17 protein-coding genes and 2 tRNA genes are annotated in these 18,140 nt (G+C 66.0%); 9 read left to right on the top strand and 10 right to left on the bottom strand.

The genetic code is table 11. The features are described from left to right. Positions 1 to 14: 14 nt before the first annotated feature. From BRADO_RS14110 to BRADO_RS14100, 3 genes are all read right to left on the bottom strand, one after another. Positions 15 to 854, bottom strand: coding sequence for a hypothetical protein (locus BRADO_RS14110; RefSeq protein ID WP_157872562.1), 840 nt, complete (start codon positions 852 to 854; stop codon positions 15 to 17). A 326-nt stretch (positions 855 to 1,180) separates the two neighbouring features. Next, the gene (locus BRADO_RS14105; RefSeq protein WP_011926007.1) at positions 1,181 to 3,079 is read right to left on the bottom strand and encodes an acyltransferase family protein; all 1,899 of its coding nucleotides are present in this window, start codon (positions 3,077 to 3,079) and stop codon (positions 1,181 to 1,183) included. A 287-nt stretch (positions 3,080 to 3,366) separates the two neighbouring features. Further along, a tRNA-Tyr gene (locus tag BRADO_RS14100) sits at positions 3,367 to 3,452 on the bottom strand. 216 nt (positions 3,453 to 3,668) lie between these two features. On the opposite strand from BRADO_RS14100, the gene rlmB reads away from it, so the two are divergent. Beyond that, entirely contained in the window at positions 3,669 to 4,511 is an 843-nt protein-coding gene (rlmB, locus tag BRADO_RS14095) for a 23S rRNA (guanosine(2251)-2'-O)-methyltransferase RlmB (protein ID WP_041756491.1), read from the top strand. 93 nt (positions 4,512 to 4,604) lie between these two features. On the opposite strand, the gene BRADO_RS14090 is transcribed toward rlmB, so the two are convergent. Both BRADO_RS14090 and BRADO_RS14085 read right to left on the bottom strand, forming a co-directional pair. After that, on the bottom strand, positions 4,605 to 5,084 hold the full coding sequence (locus tag BRADO_RS14090) for a hypothetical protein (protein WP_011926004.1): 480 nt from the start codon (positions 5,082 to 5,084) through the stop codon (positions 4,605 to 4,607). Between the two features lie 59 nt (positions 5,085 to 5,143). Continuing rightward, a complete protein-coding gene (locus BRADO_RS14085) occupies positions 5,144 to 5,605 on the bottom strand; it encodes a hypothetical protein (RefSeq protein WP_011926003.1) in 462 nt (153 codons plus the stop codon). 247 nt (positions 5,606 to 5,852) lie between these two features. Here BRADO_RS14085 and BRADO_RS14080 point away from each other — a divergent pair, with 247 nt between their 5' ends. The 4 genes from BRADO_RS14080 to BRADO_RS14060 all read left to right on the top strand — a co-directional run bounded on the left by BRADO_RS14080 (position 5,853) and on the right by BRADO_RS14060 (position 8,091). Beyond that, positions 5,853 to 6,332: a hypothetical protein gene (locus tag BRADO_RS14080; RefSeq protein WP_011926002.1), complete on the top strand. Its 480-nt coding sequence runs from the start codon at positions 5,853 to 5,855 to the stop codon at positions 6,330 to 6,332. A 181-nt stretch (positions 6,333 to 6,513) separates the two neighbouring features. Beyond that, positions 6,514 to 6,588: transfer RNA gene (locus BRADO_RS14075), tRNA-Thr, on the top strand. 413 nt (positions 6,589 to 7,001) lie between these two features. Beyond that, positions 7,002 to 7,514 (top strand): hypothetical protein, encoded by a 513-nt coding sequence (locus BRADO_RS14070; RefSeq protein ID WP_041756489.1) that lies wholly within the window; start codon positions 7,002 to 7,004, stop codon positions 7,512 to 7,514. A 328-nt stretch (positions 7,515 to 7,842) separates the two neighbouring features. Then, complete coding sequence (locus tag BRADO_RS14060) at positions 7,843 to 8,091, top strand: hypothetical protein (RefSeq protein ID WP_011926000.1); 249 nt, start codon at positions 7,843 to 7,845, stop codon at positions 8,089 to 8,091. Between the two features lie 152 nt (positions 8,092 to 8,243). Here BRADO_RS14060 and BRADO_RS14055 read toward each other — a convergent pair whose 3' ends face one another. The 4 genes from BRADO_RS14055 to BRADO_RS14040 form a co-directional block, all read right to left on the bottom strand. Next, a complete protein-coding gene (locus BRADO_RS14055; protein ID WP_041756486.1) occupies positions 8,244 to 8,483 on the bottom strand; it encodes a DUF6719 family protein in 240 nt (79 codons plus the stop codon). Between the two features lie 197 nt (positions 8,484 to 8,680). Next, positions 8,681 to 9,394: an outer membrane protein gene (locus tag BRADO_RS14050; RefSeq protein ID WP_011925998.1), complete on the bottom strand. Its 714-nt coding sequence runs from the start codon at positions 9,392 to 9,394 to the stop codon at positions 8,681 to 8,683. Between the two features lie 390 nt (positions 9,395 to 9,784). Continuing rightward, the gene (locus tag BRADO_RS14045; RefSeq protein WP_011925996.1) at positions 9,785 to 10,231 is read right to left on the bottom strand and encodes a hypothetical protein; all 447 of its coding nucleotides are present in this window, start codon (positions 10,229 to 10,231) and stop codon (positions 9,785 to 9,787) included. Positions 10,232 to 10,381: 150 nt separating this feature from the next. Beyond that, entirely contained in the window at positions 10,382 to 10,774 is a 393-nt protein-coding gene (locus BRADO_RS14040) for a hypothetical protein (RefSeq protein ID WP_011925994.1), read from the bottom strand. A gap of 294 nt (positions 10,775 to 11,068) precedes the next feature. On the opposite strand from BRADO_RS14040, the gene BRADO_RS14035 reads away from it, so the two are divergent. Next, positions 11,069 to 11,605 carry a tetratricopeptide repeat protein gene (locus tag BRADO_RS14035; RefSeq protein ID WP_011925993.1) on the top strand — a complete coding sequence of 179 codons (537 nt, stop codon included), beginning with the start codon at positions 11,069 to 11,071 and terminating at the stop codon, positions 11,603 to 11,605. 251 nt (positions 11,606 to 11,856) lie between these two features. Then, entirely contained in the window at positions 11,857 to 13,245 is a 1,389-nt protein-coding gene (locus BRADO_RS14030; RefSeq protein WP_011925992.1) for a serine hydrolase, read from the top strand. A gap of 90 nt (positions 13,246 to 13,335) precedes the next feature. Here the strand turns inward: BRADO_RS14030 and BRADO_RS14025 are convergent, their stop codons facing one another. Next, a complete protein-coding gene (locus BRADO_RS14025) occupies positions 13,336 to 14,907 on the bottom strand; it encodes a S10 family peptidase (RefSeq protein ID WP_011925991.1) in 1,572 nt (523 codons plus the stop codon). A gap of 220 nt (positions 14,908 to 15,127) precedes the next feature. On the opposite strand from BRADO_RS14025, the gene BRADO_RS14020 reads away from it, so the two are divergent. Together BRADO_RS14020 and BRADO_RS14015 are read left to right on the top strand one after the other, a co-directional pair. Next, positions 15,128 to 15,790, top strand: coding sequence for a hypothetical protein (locus tag BRADO_RS14020; protein ID WP_011925990.1), 663 nt, complete (start codon positions 15,128 to 15,130; stop codon positions 15,788 to 15,790). Between the two features lie 57 nt (positions 15,791 to 15,847). Then, positions 15,848 to 17,956 carry a CHASE2 domain-containing protein gene (locus BRADO_RS14015; protein ID WP_371259365.1) on the top strand — a complete coding sequence of 703 codons (2,109 nt, stop codon included), beginning with the start codon at positions 15,848 to 15,850 and terminating at the stop codon, positions 17,954 to 17,956. Positions 17,957 to 18,140 lie beyond the last annotated feature (184 nt).

Below are 18,140 nucleotides of genomic sequence, written 5' to 3'. Positions count from 1 at the left end.
GCCTCGTCGCAGCGTCAGCGGCAGGCGTAGATGTGCCCGTCGAAGCCGCGATAGCTGCGAGTCGCTGCATTGTAGCTGCGGAATTGCATGCAGCCCGGCATGTTCGCGGTGCGCAGCCGGGGCCGGTCGTCGGATTGCGGCCGGGCCGCCGGCGTGCCGGTATTGGCGGGCTTGGCCATCACGATCATCGATTTGATGGCCGCCATCGCCGTGGGCTTGCTGGCGGCCTTGGGCACCTCGCCCTGGCCTGACTTCGCCGAATCCTTGGGCGCTGAATCCTTGAGGGCCGGCTCCTTCGACGATGGCTCTTTGGCAGCGACCGCCACGGTCTTGGCTGCAGGCGTCTTGGCGGACGATGGCCTTGTCGCCGCGCTCGCGGCTGCGGTCTTGGCCGGGCCCGCGATGCCGGACGTCATGGCGGACTTTGCAACAGCGGACTTGTCAGAAGCAGATTTGGCCGACGGCGGATTGATCGTGCCTTGTTTGGTCATCCCACCCTTGGTCTTCGCAGACCGGCCAGCCGCCGAAGGATCGGTAACGGCGGCTTTGCGGGTCTCCGGCTTGTCCACGACCATTGCGGGCTTCGGCTCGGCTGCGGGCGAAGCCAGCCCGGCCGCCGCCTGATTCGCAGAACTGGTCTCCGGAACGGCAGCCGTGTCTGCGGCGGCCGGCGCGGCCGGCTTTGCGTCGGTCGAGGCCGTACGATCCTCGGCAGCCGCCCTGTCGTCGCCCGCAACCGGAGCGTCCGCCGGCTTCTTGATCAGCTTCTTGCATTCGAGCGGGAATACCAGCTCGCCGGATGCGGTGAGACCGATCGGCTCGCATCCGCCGAAGGGACCGCCTTCCTTGGCCATGCCGGGTGCTGCGGCAGCAGCACTCCCCGCTTCTGCTCCCCACGCCAGGGGCGCAGCCAACGCAACTTGAAATAGAACGACGCCGCATAACAAGCCAGCTTGGCCGGCCTTCCGCCCCGATGTACGCATGACACGCTCGCTCGACCCACAAACTGAGATTGAGGCCAACACGCCATTGAGGCAAGTCTGTGAAGCCGCACCGCAACGTGTGCCAAGCCATGTCGATTCAGTGGCATTGTGACTTGTCTGCACAATAGCGGGCACGGTCCCGGTTGTAGTCCAAACCTGGGACGGCGGCATTGACGCCGGCTAGTCGCCGCGCCCGCCTAATCGTCGGCAAGGAATGTCGCGAAGATCGGCGCGGCGCGCTCGCCCATGCGCTGCGCGCCGGCGACGGTGAAATGGCCCGCGTCCTGGAACAGCCAGACGCCATCCTGAACCACCGGACAATCCTGATCGCAATAGACCTCGGAGGGGCGCAGCAAGGTCACCTTGGCCAGCGGCCTGATCGCCTCGCCTAGCACGGCATCGATGGTCGCGTTGGCGGCGACGGCCTCGCGTCTCGGCACCGGATCGCAAGGCTTGGCGGGCGCGTGCCAGCGCGGTCCGGGCAGCATACGCAGCGGATCGAAGGCGCAGTTCACGGGCCGGACCTGGCCGCCGATGACGAGGAAATGCCGACCCGGCCGGTCGAGCAGGCGGACCGTCTCGACCAGATGCCGCGCCACCTCGGCATTGCGCGCCCCCGCCTGCGGACCCTCACTGAGATCAAGATAGTTCTGCCAGGCCTGCCCGATCACGATGAAGTCGGCCTGCGACTGCCGGATGCGCGGCAACTCGCTGTCGCGAAGCTCCGCGCAGACTTGCGCGCGCGGCCCTTTGGCCACCAGGCCGGCGAGCGTCGGACAGCCGCTCATGGTCGAGACGTGCCCGATCATGCCGCGCGCCTTGAGAGAGTCGTCGAGCGCGGCGACATATTGCTGGACGTAGGAATCGCCGAGCAGCTCGACGCCACGCGTGCCCTGGAGATCGCCGAACGTGCAGAGGCGGCCAACAGCCCGGCCGCATTTGTTGAGGCCGAAGCCTTGCAGATGAAACAGCGCGAGCTGGTCGTCGGGCAACCGCGAGGCCACGCCGTTGGCACGGAACGTCACGTGAGTCAGGCCGGCCCCGACGATGAGCATCGTTGCAAAGCTCGCGACCTGGGCAACCCGCGGCCATGGCAGCCGGCGCAGCGGTTGCTCGATCACGACGAACATGAGCGTGGCCAATATGCCGATCAGCGCAAGCTGAGCCAGCGTCCCTGCCATCGTTTGCGCCGCGTCGCCGACAATGAAGCGGGCGAAGAAGATCACCGGCCAATGGACGAGATAAAGCGAATACGAGATGAGACCGACCGCGCGCACCGGGCGCGCCATCAACAGCGATGTCGGCGCATTGGCGGCGATGATGATCGCAGCGGCGATGCACGGCAGCAGGGCCGCGACGCCCGCATAGGCCTGATAACGGCCGATCACGACCAGGCTGCCAAGCAGGAAGATGTCGCCGCATGCGGCTGTAATCGAGCGTACCCGCGGCAAGGCCGCGAGGCGGGCCTCGAGCGGGATGGCAAGCGCGCCGAGCGCGAACTCGAACACGCGGAACGGCGTGAGGAAGAATACGGCGTCGGAATCATGCGGCAGCCAGAGCGCCGCCGCGGCGAGCGACGCCAATCCGATCGCGGCGATGACGCGGAACACATGCCGGCCGGCGGCCGCCCGCATCAGCAGCAGCGGCGCCAGGGCATAGAACTGCACCTCGAGCGACAGCGACCAGAGGTGCAGCAGCGGCAGCTGCTCCGCCGTCGGCGCGAAATAGTCGCTGGCCTCGCGCCAATATTGGATGTTGGAGATCGAGAGCAGCCCGTGCGTCGCCTCCTTCGCGAGCTGCCGCAACGCTTCGGGCGACAGGAACAGCCACCCCACCGCAAAAGTCAGCGCGATCGTCACCACCAGCGCCGGCAGGATGCGCCGTGCCCGCCGCAAGTAGAACTCTCCGAGCGAGAAGTGCCCTGCAGCCACGCCGCGCAGGATCTGGCCGGTGATCAGATACCCGGAGATCACGAAGAAGATGTCGACCCCGGCGAAGCCCGCCTCGAAGCCCGCGATCTTCAGATGGAACAGAATGACGGTCGCGACGGCGATCGCCCGGAGGGCATCGATGTCGGCACGATGACTGCGTTCCACTCGCGTCCTCCCCGCTTCGTCTTGGAGGCGAACGAGATGCACAGACACCAGTGGCAACAGCGGGAAACAGTCATGGCGGCATCAGACCCATCCAATGACGCCGGTCAGGCGGCCGAATGGCCGCGCCGCGGAATGGCCAAGGTCGCGGCCGGCCGACGCTGCGCTACGGCATGGAGCTTTCGGAGAAGAACCGCGAGATCAGACCGGCCGCGCGCTCGCCCATGATCTCTCAGGAAAAGGAGGCCCAACGAAGCTCGTCGGAAGAAGATTCCAGGTCTCGCCAGGGATGGTGGGGGAGGCAGGACTCGAACCTGCGAAGCCATGAGGCGGCTGATTTACAGTCAGCTCCCTTTGCCACTCGGGACACTCCCCCGCATCGATGGCAGTTGAAGGCCGGCCGCGGAAACAGCGGTTGAGGGACCATCAGCGCCATTGAGACGGTAAGGCCGCGGGCCCGATGAGGGCTGCCGCGCGGCCGGGGCCCTTATGATCGAACCGGCACCGTAAAGTCAACCAAGCGGCGACGAATTTTCCCGCTTTGGCGGTGCCAAATTGCCAGAATCCGCCGGCCATGACAGAAGCTCGGGTCATGAGCGAACGCGACCGAAAGTCCCCATTCCGCCGCCAAGGTGGTAAATCCGCCGGCAAGTTCACCGGCAAACCGCGCGGTTTCGACCGGCCGCACGGCCGCTGGGAGCGCGACTCGGACGCGGACGGTCCCGTCATTCTCTATGGCTGGCACACGGTCAGCCTGGCGCTGGCCAACCCCAAGCGCCGCATCCGCAAACTGTACCTGACGGAAAACGCCGCGCGGAGGCTTGCCGACGAGCACATCGAGACGCGGGTGACGCCGGAAATCGTACGTCCGAGCCAGATCGACCAGCGACTCGGTCCCGACGCCGTGCATCAGGGCCTGCTCGCGGAGGCCGATCCCCTGCCCTCGCCCGACATCGACACGCTGGCCCCCGAGGGGATGATCCTGGTGCTCGACCAGATCACCGATCCGCACAATGTCGGCGCTATCCTGCGCTCGGCGGCGGCGTTCGACGTCAAGGCAATCGTGACCACCGCGCGGCACAGCCCGGAGGCGACCGGCGTGCTCGCCAAATCGGCGTCGGGGGCGCTCGAACTGGTGCCGATGATCACGGTGCAGAACCTCGCCCGCGCCCTCACCCGGCTCAACGAGCGCGGCTTCCAGACCGTGGGGCTCGACAGCGCCGGCGACACCGACATCGCCGCGGTGACGCTGCGGCAGCCGCTGGCGTTGGTGCTCGGCGCCGAGGGCAAGGGCCTGCGGCAGCTGACGCGCGAGACCTGCAGCGCGGTGGCGCGGCTCGACATGCCCGGCGCCATCAAGAGCCTGAACGTCTCCAATGCGGCCGTGCTCGCACTCTATGTCGGAGCCAGCCGGCTGGGATTGATGGGCGGCTGACGCGACGTTCGATCGAAGGCGAAGGGAGCGCAATAGCAAACGCCCGCGCGCGGCATGCGAGCGGGCGTGTGCGGATGGTGTCAGACCGGCTGATCAGTAATAGCGGCGCAGCACGCGCTGGCCGTGATAATAAGGCGAGGCGCCCCAGCGATAGGCGCGATGCGGCTGCGCATACACCACCTCGGGGGCGACACGTGTCGCCTCGTAGGCATGATGACGGTGGTGATAACGATAGACCGGGATCGCCTGCTCCTCATAGGCCGGATACGGCGCGAACGCGCCGGGACCGCTGTAGGTCGGACCCTGATTGACGTAGTAGTACTGCCGGGTCGGCTCCGGCAGCCGCTCATAAGTGGCGCCACAGCTGCCGCATCCCGTGTAGCCGTAGGTGTAACCGGGGTGATAGGTGTAGGCCGGCTGGTAGCTGTAGGTCGGCTGATAGGCAACGGTCGGCGCGCACGGGCTCGCATAGCCGCACGGCGCACAGGCGGTCGCTCCGCAGGCGGCAGCCGGCGCACTGCCTGCCGCAGCCAGGCCGATGACGGCAACAACTCCTGAAATCAGTCCACGCATAACTCTCTCCTGATGATGTGCTTTTTTGTTGGATCGCGTCGTCGTTGGATGGATGGCCGTTACCGGCGATCCTCCAGCGGATTGGCATAGTCGCGCGGCATTCCGCCCTCCCGTGGCGCGAGGATCACGTTCGGCGGATACATCGGCACCGCGGGCTGCGGCGGCTGCATCTGGGACTCGGCGCCCCAGGCGCGCGAATAGCTTTCGGCCGGCTTCGGCAGCTTGCGATTGGCCGGCGGCTCGATCTCCATGCGGCCGTAACCGGGCTTGGCGCCCAAGGTCGGATAATAGTGACCGACATAGGGCTCGGGCTCGACCGGACGGCCGCCGTAGATGGTGGGCTGCATGTAGTTGCCCTTGCCGAGACTGGTCTGGCCCTCGACGATCGCATAGGACGCGTCGATGCCGTTGATCACGACGGGGACACCCGGCCGCTGCGGGATGACGATCTCGAAGCCTTCACTGGCGAGCGCGGCGGATGCCGTCCCGATCAGTATCGCGAGAGCTGTTGCACAACGCATGAATTCACGCCCCGGTTGCCATCCTACCAATACCGCAACGTCCGCCCTCATGGGTTAAGCGCGCGGCTCAATCTGCCGGTAAGCCTAACGCGCAGCCCGTTCGCGCGAGTTAAGGCACCGCGCGCATTCGCGCGCGAGGGTTAACGGCTCATCATCGGACGGCGCGCGGCGAAAAACATCGCTGCGACCGCGGAACAGCAAAGGCCGGATGCACTTATGGTTCGGGGCGCAACGACGGAGTCAACCCATGATCAAATCTGCAATTCTCGGGGCTGCTGTTCTCGCGACCGCGCTCGCCGGCCCGGCGATGGCGCGCGACATGCACCATCGTCACAACATGGCCCGCCACGACGGCGCGATGATGCAACAGCGCGCTGACGCCGGCTGGAATAACAACGGCTGGAATAATAACGGCTGGAACAACGACTGGAATCGCCGCGGCACCGGCTTCTGGCCGGCCGACGTCGCGGCTGGCGCGGTTGGCGCCGCCGCAGGTGTCGCCGGCGCGGCGATCGGGACCGCCGGCGCAATCGCGACCGCGCCTTTCCGCACGGCCGATGCCTACGCCTACGACCCCGGCCCGTACCGCTACGGCCAGCCGACCTATGACCGCGGCCAGCTCGGATATTACGGCGACTGGAACAGCTACGCGACCCGCAACGGCCTCGTGTGCCGCCCCGGCACGATGTTCAAGGGCGGCGACGGGCTGATGCACATCTGCCAGTGACCCGGACTCGCTGATCCGGCTTGTACGAAGGGCGGCCTCACGGCCGCCCTTTTTGCGATCTGGACTCGTTCACTTAGACGGTCGTGAACAGTAGCCTCGGCCCATCAACTCTGGTAGGAACACCGCGCTCTGGAGGTCCTGACTTCAGACGCGATCTCCGCCACCATCCGAAGGCGCATTCGCCGGCTTAGCTCAGCGGTAGAGCAGCGGTTTTGTAAACCGAAGGTCGGGGGTTCAATCCCCTCAGCCGGCACCAGCCGCCATGCCGTTCGGCGCGCCTCTTCTGACCCCGGCATTGAAGATCTCAGCGGCGCATCAGCACAGGCGTCACGCGCGTTCGAGATGGAGGTCGCTTTGGGGAGCGGCGCCGGGACGCCGTCCTTCGGCGTCACTGTTCGGAGAGGAGATCCATGCAGGCTAAATCCGTTGCCGGTCGAGCTGGGCTCTTGTGCCGGCCCATTCACCGTTCCGCGCGATAGGAACGATCCGGGCAGTGGTGGTTTAAGAGCACCGACTTGGGTCGCGTGGGGGTAAACCAAGTCCAGAGTGTGGCAACATGATTGCCACAGCTCAACCAGGACTCTCGCTTATCCCCAGAAGTCACTGGCCCTGCAACTTGATTTCGCAGCGGGCATTTGTTGCAATTGTGACGCTTGGGGGGCGATCGTCATGACGTGGAAGGAAGAGCGTGATGCGCTGATCGCGCAGACCATGGCCTTCGTGCAATCGGTCACCGGCAAGCCGGCCGACTTCGCCAAATTCGAGCTGCCGGCCCTTCCCATCGAAACGCCCGCCCCGCCCCAGCACACCATCGCAATGGAGGGAGCTGCCGGCGTGAGGCACGCGCCCATGGCTCCATCCGACCAACCAGATCGGACAGCGCGGGAAAGCACGGAGGCCGTGGATGATCCTGACGCGGCCCCGAAGGCCGCTCCCCTCGCGCAGCCATTCGCGACGTCGGCGGTGCCCATCGCCCCGGCCAGCCCGGTCCTGCCAAAAGGCTTCACCAGCATCGCATCGCAGATCGATCTGCAGCGCGACATGCAGACCGAAATCCGCGCTCGGGTCGCGCGCTTCCGCGCGCATCAGGAACGTTTCAACCGTGAGCGTCAGGAATATCTCAGCGCGACACTGGCCCGGTTGAAAGCGACCGCCCGGGGTACGGTGCTTCCCGAAGATTGAGCGCGCCCTCCTCCAGGATGCTAGACGACAGCACGCCGGCTCACAGCCAGGCGCACAACAGCGCCACATTGGCTACCAAGGCGAGCAGCAATCCACAGGCGAGTGTGAGCTGGATCCGCCCGCAAAAAATGTGGAGATCGGTTCCCATGGCTTAACCATCTGGCGATTCTACCTCCGGAGTCCCACGGATTCTTTTTCCAAAAATTTAGGACTCGTTTACGACTCGCCCGAACCGAAAAGGCCACTTTCCGGCCGCGAACACGCCAGTGTCTCGCTGCAACCCCTGTTCATCCTCGGTTCATCCTTCGCCTCTCTGGAGCTGCTTGGAATGCCCTATGCCCTGTTTTGCAATGAGGCCAAGTTGAGCAAGGCCTATCCGACCGAGGCCGATGTCTGGCGGCTGGCGCGGCAAAGCGGGCTGGTGGTGGATGTGATGATGACCGCGCGCCGATCGGCGGGATATCTTCAGCTCGACAATGATTACGAGATTCGTCCCTGCGCCGCGGAGCCGGAGGAGGATCCGTGGCAGAACTGCGCCGAGGCCGAGCAGGAGTTCAATATCCCGTTCGCCTGTTAGCATTTCGCGGGCAAGCTGCCCCGATACAGGCGCGGCGGTCCCGAAGCGACGACCGATGTCGCGAAGCGATTAGACGGGACAATTCAAAGAGACGACACCGCGATCAGCGGGCAGCCGGAGCTGCCCGCTGCAGCGTTGCCATGACGTCCGGACTACGGCGTGGCCGTCGCCAGCGAGGCGGTTTCAGCCGGGAGGGCGATGCAGGCGCGCTTGCGGCTGACGCCGCGGATCGCGCCGGTCACCTTGAGCACCTTGCCCGAGGGGCACGATGCGGCTTGCACCAGCGCGACCTCGTAAGGAGCCAGCATCAACGGTTCGGACTTCAGGACGGTTTGGGCAGAGCACGGCAAAGCGGCCGCCGAGAGCAACAGCACGGACAACAAGGTACGCATGTGGGATGATCCATCAAACCGGCGGACTCATAATAACAACTGGTGGCTAAAGTTTCACGAAGGTTTGAAAATTTTTTTGCACTGCGTGAGCCGTGCCGAAACCATCGCCGTCCGCGGATCGGACACAGCAAAACGCCCGCACCGGGGCGCGGGCGTGTCACATGTGATCGGGACGACAGCCTCAGTCGTCTCGTGCCTCAATACTTGCTGGCGACCGGACCACCCCAGCCGAAGCGATAATTCACTCCGACCTTCACGGTGTGATCCTCGTTGTTGAAGCGGCTGCCGACCACTGGCGCCGGCCCACCCGTAAAAGTGGTGTTGCCGAAATTATAGTACTGATACTCCGCTTTCGCCGACCAGTTCGGGGCGAACATGTATTCAAGGCCGGCGCCGACGGTGTAGCCGTCCTTGGCGTTGCCGCTGGTCGTGAAGCCGGCCGGCACGCCGGCCACGTTCACGCCGAGGCCGTTGCCGTCACGCCAGGCATAGCCGCCCTTGGCATAGAGCAGCGCCGGGCCCCAGGTATAGCCGAGGCGGCCGGTGACCGAGCCGAGTTGGTTGGCGCCAGTCGACGTCACCACGGTCGCGCCGGGGAAGCCGAAATTCGTCGTGTTGCGGTCCATCCAGCTGTACTGGGCCTCGATGCCCAGCACCCAGTTCGGCGCAAACTGGTAGTCGAAGCCGCCCTGCACGCCGCCAAGGAAGCGAGCGTTGTTGCCCTCCAGGCCGTTGCCACCGGCAAACGCCCCGCCGAGATGTCCGCCGATGTAGAAGCCTGTCCAGTCATAGATGGCCTGGGGCGGCGTCATCGGGGGCGCCTTGGTGTAGGTGCGTGCGGGCATGTCGGCGGCAAACGCCGGGACAGCCAGAGCGGTCAAAGCCACTGCACTGAGGAAAACGCGTTTCATGGGACGTCCCTGTTCTTCGTTTGCGACATCTATCGAACATCGTGGCCGCAATTGGGTTGCCCGGTGGCGGTGACGCAGCTGTGATTGCCTGGACCGTGTCACCAGCGAGCAACAAAGACCTTTTGTTCCATAGACTTCCCGAAAATTCCGTGAAGCCGCGCGCCGCGCCCGACATTTGGTCGCAGTAGGGCGACAACGCGTTTGACCCCTCCCTGAGTTGTGATCGGCCCCGGCGTCCGCAACCGGCTGCGACGTCGTGGCAGGGCTGCGAAATGAGCACGGCGAGCGTTGTCGTGGATTGCCGCTCCGATGAGCGCAGCGACATCCGGATTCAACTCTATGGCCGGCGACCAACCCGGATATCGCTGCGCTCATCCGGGCGACACGGGGTCACCGCGTCAGGGCAGCAAGCTCCGGAAAAGGGGCATAGGTCGAGGCGGCGCAGAGCTCGGCGGCATCCTCGATCATCCGGTCGAACCGGCCATCGACATAGACCGCGGCACGTTCTCGGGCCGGACCGTAGCTGCCATCGGATTCGCGGGCCGCAAAACGCAGGCAGGCGACATAGCGCAACCGGCCGCCCACGGTCCGCTGCACCGGCTCGGCCATGACGCCGTCGTGGATCCCGACAGGGTTGTTCAGATAGGTCCTGAGATAAGCCAGGATCTCGCTGCGGTAGTTGGCGGGAAATGGCTGGTTCGCCACGCCGCGATCACCCGTGTAGGAGATCGCGCGATTGTCCTCGCTGACGAACGCGGCAGGTCCTCCGCTGGCGCAGCCGGCGAGCCACAGCGCCAGCGTCGCCGCTGGCCACCAACCCGATCTCCCCATCCCCACCGTCGAACCCCGAATACACGTCCGTCACAGCTTCTAGCCGAAAGCCGATCGCCTGGGAAATCAACCCGCTCACAAGCTGACAGGAGCCGCCGCCGGCATGCCCGAGGCGCGCCGGCGGCAGGACGGGCATGCGACGAAGGCAAAAGCCGGTCAGCCGCGGCGGGTTGCCGGGGTGGCGTGCTTGAAGCTCAGCCTCTTGTGGCCGCTCACCGACGCGTGCTGAACCTTCACCTTGTTGTGATGGCGCAGATGCGCGGTATGACGGTGCGCGTGGCGGAGGAGCGAAGCCTGCGGCTTGGTCTTGGCCTTGCCGACGGTCGGCTTCATCTCGTTGGTCTTGTCGCCGACCTGCGTGCCACCCGCCTTCGCGGCGTCGGTCTTGCTCGCGGTGGTCTTGTTCACGCCGGTCTTGGCAGTGCCGGTCGTGGCGCCGGTGATCTGGGTCGATTTCGCGTTCGTATCGGTTTTTGCAGGACCAGCGGCGAACGCGGGCGCAGCAAGAATCGAGGCGGCGAGCAGCGCAACGGACATGGACTTCAGCATGGTCGTCTCCGTGGTGTTGAAGATCTGGAGACACCATCCAGTGGCGGATGGGCTCGTGATCATGGAGTCGACCATAGGAAACCGGCACTGAACCCACCCTGAAGTAAAGCGAATGTTTCAGTTCATGCACATGAAGGGATAGTCATCGAGATGACTGGCCTGTCATCATCTGGCCAGTATAATGCACCGATCGCGGCGCAAAATCCGCGCAAACGACCGGGAATATTTCGCAGCTGCGGGAGTTCTATCCGCATGCAGTCACCACCTGTTGGATCGACAACTCGGGAGATACGAATGAAAAAGTCTGCGATCAGGATTGCCACGCTGGCACTGTGCGCGATGGCCGTGGCCTCCGGGCCGCTGCTTCTGTCGAAGGCTTATGCCGCGGGCAGCGAGACGCCCTCCTCGCCGCCGCCGGACAAGAAGAAGAAGGACAAGAGCTCGAGCATCGACGATCCGAAGTTCCTTGCGGCCTATCGCACGGCCTACACCTCGATCTATGATCGCGGCGACTACGCCACCGCGATCCAGCAGCTCAAGGCACTCAACCGTGAGGACGTCGCCGACGTCGCCAACCTGATCGGCTACTCCTACCGCAAGCTCGGCAACTACCAGGCCTCGAAGCAGTACTATGAGCAGGCCCTGGCGGATGATCCGAACCACGTGCGCACCTGGCAGTATTACGGCCTGTGGCAGCTCGAGCAGGGCAACCGCGAGCAGGCCAAGTACCACCTCGACAAGGTGGCGCAGCTCGCCGGCACCAACAGCCCCGAGTATCGCTCGCTGGCCGACGCGCTGGAGAAGCAGCCGGGCACCGGCCTCGTCTACTGAGCACGCGATCGGACCTGATCCGATCTCGACAGTGGCGCAACCCGAAAGGGTTGCGCCATTTTCGTTGTTATAGTCGTAGCCCGGGTGAGCGAAGCCACCCGGGTTCTCCGAAACTGCGCAGGTGAACCCGAATATCGCTGCGCTCATCCGGGCTACGACAGCTCAGCCCCCGCCTTGTCCCCTGCTGGTGCTCCGGTCATGATGGCGCATCGGCGCACGACTGGGTCGCGCCTTCAACGGGAGGCGTCGTCGTGGAGCCCCGGCTTGGCGCAGCGATTGGTTACATCAAGGATTGGCTGGCGTTCCAGGTCGAGCTCTCCGGGCAGCCCGGCTGCATCGTCGCCATCGCCCATCGCGGCGAGATCGTCCTGGAGGCGGCCTATGGCCACGCCAATCTCGACAGCGGCGAGAAGCTGACGCCTCGGCACCGTTTCCGCATCGCCTCGCACACCAAGGCGTTCACCGCCGCCGGCATCCTGCGCCTGCGCGAGCAGAAGCGGCTGAAGCTCGACGATGCGGTCGGCCACTACGTCGAAAACCTGCATCCCGACGTCGCCGCCGCCACGCTGAGTCAGCTGCTGTCGCATACGGCGGGCTTGACCCGCGACGGCAAGGATTCCAGCCAGTTCACCGACGGCCGCTCCTACCTGACCAAGGACGAACTGCTGGCCGAGCTCAAGCTGTCACCGGTGATCGACGCGAACAGCCGCTTCAAATATTCCAATCACGGCTACGGCCTGCTCGGCCTCGTTATCGAGGCGATCACGGGAGAGGCCTACCCGGCCTGGCTGCAACGCGAGATCATGGCCCCGGCCGGCTTGCGCGAGAGCGCGCCGGACATGACACTGCTCGCGAAAAACGCGCCCTTCGCACGCGGCCATTCGCGCCTCGTTCCGGTCGGCCGCCGCGTGGTGATTCCCGGCGACAATCCGACTTATGCCATCATGGCCGCCGCCGGCATCGTCGCGACCGCCGCGGACACGGCGCGCTTCTTTGCCCAGCTGGCGCCGAACGCGAAGAAGAGCCTGCTCTCGGTCGCGAGCCGCCGCGAGATGATCCGACGGCAATGGCGCGTGCCGCAGGACATCGAGGAGGCGTATTACGGCCTCGCGCTGATGAGCGGCACCACCGCCGGCTTCGACTGGTTCGGCCATGGCGGCGGCTTCCAGGGCTACATCTCGCGCACATCGGTGATCCCTGCACGGGAGATCGCGATCACCGTGCTCACCAATGCCATCGACGGCTGGGCACCGGCCTGGGTGAACGGGGTGAAGTTCATCCTGCAGGCCTTCGCCACCCATGGTGCGCCGTCGCGCAAGACACGCGATTGGACCGGGCGCTGGTGGACGCTGTGGGGCACCTTCGATCTTGTCCCGGTCAGTGCGCAGGTCATGGTGGCCAATCCCGGCTTCGTCAATCCGTTCATCGATGCGCCCCGCATCGAGGTGACCGGGCGCGACACCGGCCGGATCGCGCAGGCCGCCGGCTATGCCAGCCATGGCGAGCCCGTGCGGCGCATCCGCGCCAAATCCGGCGTCAGCGAGATCTGGCTCGCCGGCGCGCGGCTACGGCCGGAGCGCGTGGTCAGGGCCGAGATGGAGCGCAAGTATCCGAAGGGACGGCGGAGGAAGGACGCATGAACCCGTAGCCCGGGTGAGCGCAGCGATACCCGGGTTCTCCGAGACCGCGCGTGTGAACCCGGATGTCGCTGCGCTCATCCGGGCTACGAATTATTTCATCAGCGCCTCGGCCTCGCCGCGGAACGCCTTTCGCGCGTCGTCGCGCGAATAGAACATATGTCCGCCCGGATAGACCACGAGCTTGACGCGCGGCGGCTGGGCGAAGGCCGGCAGTTGGTCGAGCACGATCTTCGAGCCGTAATAAGGTGTGGCGAGATCGAACAGGCCGTGACCCACCAGCAGCTTGAGCTTAGGGTCGAGCGCGAGGATCTGCCGGATGTCGCTGCTCGATTCCGGCGGGCTGATGCCGCGGCCAAAATCCCAGGATTGATTCACCGCTCCGCTCAAGAGCTCATAGGAGCCGTCCGGGCGCCAGTTGAGCTTGCGCGTCGTCAGCTCGACCGCCGCGCCGGTCAGCGGCGCGGTGAGCACGTCGCCGGAGGGATCGGAGCTGCGCGATCGGCTGGAATCGGGAAACGGATCGATGCCGAGCACCGAGCCATCATAGCGGCCGGTGACTCGGCCGTTCTTGCGATCGAACTCGCGACGAAACTCCGAGTCGTCGAAGCGGCCGGCGAGCCTGCGGCTGACGGCCTGGTCGATTCCGGTCAGCGCCGCAACTTGGTCGGCGAGGCGGTTGGTCGCCTCGGTGTCGGCCTCGCCCTTCACGAGATCGAGCAGGAAGTCGCCGCTGGCGTAGCGTTCGACCTCGGCGAGATCGGCCCGTGTCACCGGTCCTTTCATCTGCCTGGCGACGGCGGCGTAGCTCGGCAGGCTTGCAACATACTGCAGCAGGCTCGAGCCGGAATAGTCGCGGAAGTCCAGCAGCGGCGACAGCAGGATCAGGCCATTGATGCCGACGCCCTGGTCCTGCTGCAGGTTACGCACGATCTTCGGCCCGCGGATGCCGCCATAGCTTTCCGCTGTGATGAACTTCGGCGAGGCCAGCCGGTCGTGCTTCTCCAGCCAGCGGCGCATCACCTGCGACAATGAGCGCACATCGCCATCGACCGAGAAGAAGCGCTTGCGGACTTCGTCGCCCGTCGCGACGAAGCGGCTGTAGCCGGTGCCGACGGGATCGATGAAGACGAGGTCGGTGAAGTCGAGCCAGGTGTCGGCATTGGGTGTCAGCTCCGGCTTCGACGACGGCGTGACGCTCGCCGCATCGATACCGATCCGCCACGGCCCGGCGTTACCGAGTTGCAGATAGGCCGATGACGCTCCGGGGCCGCCATTCAAGAAGAACGTCACCGGACGGCTACCTCGCTCGGTGCCGTTGAGCTGGTACGAGGTGTAGGCGATGTCGGCCTGCGGCTCGCCCTTGTCGTCGAACAGACGAATTGAGCCAGCCGTCGCTGTGAAGGTCAGCGTGCGCCCGGGCAAATCGACCGTCTGTGTGGTGGTCGAATCGGCCGGCAGCTTGTGCTGCTCCGCTGCCGACGGGGAAGCAGGGGCACTGGCGACGCGCGTGCCGGCCGAACCGCCGCGAGGACCGGAGGCAGCAGCGTTCTCCTGCGCGGCGGGCGGCGCGTCCTGGGCGCGCAGAGCCGGGCCGGCGCCCAGGAGGGTCAGCGCGATGGCCAGCAGGCTTGGCCGCACGATGGAGGACGTCAAACCTGGCATCAATTCACTCCCTGGCCACCGGGCGGCATCTTGCCACCTTCTGCAACGCATGAAGCGCGGCTTGGGACCAACCTCAACCAACTCTTCCGTGATCTTCATCACACCGGGGCAAGTGCCTGTTCCCGGCGAGTGTGCTATGCGCTCGAACCTCTCGCTGGCGTCCGACGTCACACTCACGGGGACAAGCGGCGCGCCGCCGGTTGCGATCACGGAGTTCAGCATGAAGTTGCCGACGTTCATCGTCGCAGCCCTGACCGGGCTCGCGGCTCCCGCTTGGGCCGGGCCGCCGGCGGCTCTGGTCGAGGACGTCCAGGGGGAGGTCGCCGGCGCCGAGTTGATGGACTATGTCGCGCCGGGCCAGATCATCAAGCTCGGCCCCGATGGCGCGGTCGTCATGAGCTATCTCAAATCCTGTCGCCGCGAGACGGTCAGCGGCGCCGGCAGCGTCACGGTCGGCCCGGCCGAGAGCACGGCCAACGGCGCCACACTGAAAAGTGACATTGTCAATTGCGACGCCAGTCACGCGCAGGCGACCTCCCGCGAGACCAGCGAGGTGGCGGCGACGATCGTGCGCGGACTCGGGCCGGACAGCGCGCCGGTGGCCGAAGCCGTCATCTACGGCGCCTCGCCGATCGTCGAAGCCAAGGGACGCGGCAAGCTGATCGTGGAAAGGCTCGACCAGCCCGGCGAGCGGCAGGAGATCGAGCTGACCGGACGGCAATACAAGGGCCGCTTCTACGACTTTGCTGGCACCAGCCATCCGCTGACGCCCGGCGGCATCTATGTCGCGAGCTTCGGCACCTCCCGCCTGGTGTTCAAGGTCGACGCGCAGGCCAAGGCGGGCCCCGGGCCGGCCATCGGGCGCTTGATCCGGCTCAACTGAGACTGAAAGCGGGTGTCGGTGGCGATCGGACGCCGGACGCGCGACGCGCTGGCCGTCATGGCCATCGCGCTGGCCTGCGCGGGACTGCTCGTCTCGCCCGCCTTCGAGCGCGGCCGCGGCCTGTCGCTGGATGCGCTGACCTGGCTGCGCTTCGAGGCCTTCGGCAACCCGCATGACGCGGCGACCAGTCCGGCGGTGGTGATCGCGATCGACGAGGAAAGCTATCAGGCGCCGCCGTTCAAGGGCGCGCCGCTGCTGACCTGGACCGGCGAGATCGGCCGGGTGCTGACGTCGGTGCTCGACGGCGGCGCCAGGGTGGTCGGCTTCGACATGATTTTCCAGACCTCGATCGAGCAATCGGAAATTCCGCTGGGCGAAGCGACGCTCGGCGACAGGACGCGCGGCTTCGACCGCGATTTCCTGCGCGCGCTCGCGGCCGGTGCGGCCGGCGGCAGGGTCGTCCTCGGCGAGATCTTCGGCGAGCCGCCGATCCTGCCCGCGCCCGGTCAGCGCATCGCGGTGCGCCAGCAGCAGAACCTGCGGCCGCTCAACACCTACACCGACAGCGACGATGTCGTCCGTCGTCATCCGCTGACCCTGAGCGCCGACGGCAAGGTGGTGCCGAGCATGGCGCTCGAGCTCGCGTCGCGCGCTGTCGGCAGCGCGCCGATCATCTCAGCCGATGGCGTCGCGCTCGGCGACTACAAAGTGCCGAGCAGCGTGCCCGGCACCATGACCCTGAACTTTGCCGGCGGCGCCCAGGACATCCCGACCTACTCCTTCGCCGACCTGCGCGCCTGCGCGGTCAAGGGCGACAAGGATTATTTCCGCCGCGAGTTTGCCGGCAAGGTCGTGCTGGTCGGAACGGTCGGCATCGAGGACCGGCGGCTCACCTCCAAGCGCTTCGCCACCCGCGCCGAGGGCGCGCGGCGGCCGCGGTGCGCGCTTGAAGCGCGCAAGGTGACGGAGAGCTTCGCCCGCAGCACCATCGCCGGCGTCTACATCCATGCGACCGCCGTCAACAATCTGCTGCGGCAGGACGCCGCGCGTGAGATGAGCCGGCCAGCCGCCTTCGTCATCGCGTTCGTGCTCGCTCTGCTCGCAGCGCTGCTGGCCCGGCTGCTGCGGCCCGCCTCGGCCGCCACGATCCTGGCGGCGCTCGCCCTGCTCTACGTTGCGATCGCCACCGCGGTCTTCAACCGGGCCGAGGCGCTGCCGCTGACAGAGCCGCTGGCCGCCGGCGTGCTCGCGCTGGCCGCGACCACCGGCTATCGCTTCATGGTGACCGACAAGGACCGTCGGCTGCTGCAGAAGAGCTTTGCCTTCTATCTCGCGCCGCGCGAGATCGACCGCATGCTGGCGTCGCGGCGGCTGCCGCAGCTCGGCGGCGAGACCCGCGAGGTCACCGTCTTCTTTTCGGACATCGAAGGCTTCTCGCGCATCGCCGAGCAGATGACGCCGGAGCAGCTGATGGCGCTGACGAACGAATACCTGTCCGCGATGACCGATGTCATCGAAAGCCACGACGGCTATGTCGACAAATATATCGGCGACTCCGTCGTCGCGGTGTTCGGCGCCCCGCTCGACGATCCCCACCACGCCAAGAGCGCGGCGCACGCGGCGCTCGACTGCAAGGCGAAGCTCGCCGAACTCAACCGCACGTCCACCGCATTCCAGGGCATCAAGGTGGCGCAGCGTATCGGCATCAACAGCGGCCCGGCGCTGGTCGGCAATTTCGGCTCGCAGCGTCGTTTCAACTACTCGGTGATGAGCGATGCGGTGAATGTGGCCTCGCGGCTCGAAGGCGCAAACAAGTTCTACGGCACCACGATCATTGCGTCCGAAAGCACGGTGGCGCTGGCGGGCTCCGACTTTGCCTGGCGCGAGCTCGACACCATCCGCGTCAAGGGCCGCGAGCAATCGCTGAAGATCTACGAGCTCTACGGCGAAGCCGCCGAGACCAAGGCCGACGATGACGCCTTGCTCGCCGCCTACGCGGCCGGCCTGGCACATTGGCGTGCCGGCGAGTTGTCGCTGGCTGCGGCCTGCTTTGCGTCAGTGGCTGCGAACGATGTACCGAGCGCCTTGTTCGGCGCGCGCGTCACCGCCGCCGTGCAGGGCGGCCCAGCCGCCTGGGATCCCGTCCGCAGCCTTCAGGAAAAATGACGCCACGATGACGCTCCCGTAGCCCGCATGAGCGATAGCGACATGCGGGGTCATCTCGGGCGTTCTTGAGAACCCGGATGTCGCTGCGCTCATCCGGGCTACGAGCGACACCATCCGACGTGAAACCTGCACGCTCGGCCCAGTTCCGGCCATATCGGCCCTCATCCGGGCCGCAATGCCCAGG

This window comes from Bradyrhizobium sp. ORS 278 (genome assembly GCF_000026145.1).
Taxonomy (GTDB): Bacteria; Pseudomonadota; Alphaproteobacteria; order Rhizobiales; family Xanthobacteraceae; genus Bradyrhizobium.
Note: the sequence above shows the minus strand (reverse complement) of the source record. Positions and strands in the feature narration are given on the sequence as shown.

Bases quoted from the DNA above. Each gene is read 5' to 3' on its own strand.
- BRADO_RS14015 (WP_371259365.1), top strand. From the start codon at position 15,848: ATGGCCATCGCGCTGGCCTGCGCGGGACTGCTCGTCTCGCCCGCCTTC.
- BRADO_RS14035 (WP_011925993.1), top strand. From the start codon at position 11,069: ATGAAAAAGTCTGCGATCAGGATTGCCACGCTGGCACTGTGCGCGATG.
- BRADO_RS14050 (WP_011925998.1), bottom strand. From the start codon at position 9,394: ATGAAACGCGTTTTCCTCAGTGCAGTGGCTTTGACCGCTCTGGCTGTC.
- BRADO_RS14085 (WP_011926003.1), bottom strand. From the start codon at position 5,605: ATGCGTTGTGCAACAGCTCTCGCGATACTGATCGGGACGGCATCCGCC.
- BRADO_RS14110 (WP_157872562.1), bottom strand. From the start codon at position 854: ATGGCCAAGGAAGGCGGTCCCTTCGGCGGATGCGAGCCGATCGGTCTC.
- BRADO_RS14080 (WP_011926002.1), top strand. From the start codon at position 5,853: ATGATCAAATCTGCAATTCTCGGGGCTGCTGTTCTCGCGACCGCGCTC.
- BRADO_RS14090 (WP_011926004.1), bottom strand. From the start codon at position 5,084: ATGCGTGGACTGATTTCAGGAGTTGTTGCCGTCATCGGCCTGGCTGCG.
- BRADO_RS14020 (WP_011925990.1), top strand. From the start codon at position 15,128: ATGAAGTTGCCGACGTTCATCGTCGCAGCCCTGACCGGGCTCGCGGCT.
- BRADO_RS14040 (WP_011925994.1), bottom strand. From the start codon at position 10,774: ATGCTGAAGTCCATGTCCGTTGCGCTGCTCGCCGCCTCGATTCTTGCT.
- BRADO_RS14060 (WP_011926000.1), top strand. From the start codon at position 7,843: ATGCCCTATGCCCTGTTTTGCAATGAGGCCAAGTTGAGCAAGGCCTAT.
- BRADO_RS14070 (WP_041756489.1), top strand. From the start codon at position 7,002: ATGACGTGGAAGGAAGAGCGTGATGCGCTGATCGCGCAGACCATGGCC.
- BRADO_RS14055 (WP_041756486.1), bottom strand. From the start codon at position 8,483: ATGCGTACCTTGTTGTCCGTGCTGTTGCTCTCGGCGGCCGCTTTGCCG.
- rlmB (WP_041756491.1), top strand. From the start codon at position 3,669: ATGAGCGAACGCGACCGAAAGTCCCCATTCCGCCGCCAAGGTGGTAAA.
- BRADO_RS14025 (WP_011925991.1), bottom strand. From the start codon at position 14,907: ATGCCAGGTTTGACGTCCTCCATCGTGCGGCCAAGCCTGCTGGCCATC.